Consider the following 1,187-nt stretch of genomic DNA (forward strand, 5'->3'; position numbering starts at 1 on the left):
GCGTTCATTGAGGGAGCCGGACACCGAGCGCTGCGGCGTGGCGCTCCTCGCCCTGCAGTGAACTACGGTCGAGTACCCAAGGATATTCGCGCGCGAGCAGCGGATCACCTCAAGTCCGGTTTTCTGCACGAACGCGTCGTAATCGAGCTCCGCGCTGTAGTTCACCATCCGGTGCAGTGGCCGGAGGAGCTTCTCGGTGATACGCACCGTCCTTGATGTGGTGCGAAAGTGGTTCACGATTACCAACTGACCACCGGGTCTGCAAACCCGGCGCATTTCCGCGATCACGCGCTCGGGCTCCGGCGTGACCGACACCACGTACATCGCCACCACGGCATCGAAGCTGGCATTTGGATAATCGAGCGCCCGGGCGTCCATCACCTTGAGGTCGACCACCCTGGCGAGCTCCATACCCCCCGCCCGCCTGCGGGCGCGCTCGAGCATTTCCAATGAGAGGTCCACGCCCGTGATCCGCACACCCCGCGGATAGGCGGACAGCGCGAGTCCGGTGCCGATTCCAACCTCGAGGACCCTCGCGCCCGGTTGCAGATTCATCTCCCTAATCGCAGCGCGCCGGCCTGGCTCGAGCACGGCTCCAAAGAAGGCATCGTACGCGGGCGCGAATGCACTGTAGGCCCGGCTGACCTGTTCGCGGGATTCCATCACCCTCACTCTTGTACTCGCAGCTAGGTCTCCAACGGTAACGCTGAGATATTAACTCCTTGTGACGTCAACCGGCTCCCGCATCCGGGACCGCTGTACCGTCATCAAGAGGGCAACCCCGTGTCCGCCGTTGCTCGAAAACGGAAGCCGGCCTCAAGCAGGCGCAGCGAGACCACGAACGCGAGCACGAGAAAGGCGATCGTGCCGTTGGCAATGCCGCCCGCCAATCCGCCCGCCAGTCCGAGGCTGAGGAGCAGCGTCAGCAGCGTGGCCGCAAGACGGCTTCGGGCCCAGCCCGCGAACAGTGCCAGCAGGGCCACCAGCGTCCCCTCGATCATCGTCGGCAGGTGGTTCATCAGGAATCCGAGCAGCACCACGGTCACGCCGGACAGCATCAGCAGCCAGCCCGCGGCGCGCGCCAGCCGGAGCGCCTGCTCGCGGGAACGCAGAGGACGGAAGATCAGGAGAAGATCCGCCGGAGGGCTGGGTCGCCTGGGTTCGGTCATCAGGAAGGACGGGGACAG

At 65.0% G+C, this 1,187-nt stretch carries 2 protein-coding genes; both read right to left on the reverse strand.

Features of this window, described 5'->3' with window-relative positions; all coding sequences use genetic code 11:
* On the reverse strand, positions 1 to 663 hold a 663-nt coding region (locus tag ACESMN_RS04810; RefSeq protein WP_373052458.1), incomplete at its 3' end, for a class I SAM-dependent methyltransferase.
* 104 nt (positions 664 to 767) lie between these two features.
* Positions 768 to 1,169: a hypothetical protein gene (locus ACESMN_RS04815; protein ID WP_373052479.1), complete on the reverse strand. Its 402-nt coding sequence runs from the start codon at positions 1,167 to 1,169 to the stop codon at positions 768 to 770.
* Positions 1,170 to 1,187: the final 18 nt, after the last annotated feature.

The sequence above is a fragment of the Thioalkalivibrio sp. genome, from assembly GCF_041690275.1.
Classification (GTDB): Bacteria; Pseudomonadota; Gammaproteobacteria; order Ectothiorhodospirales; family Ectothiorhodospiraceae; genus Thioalkalivibrio.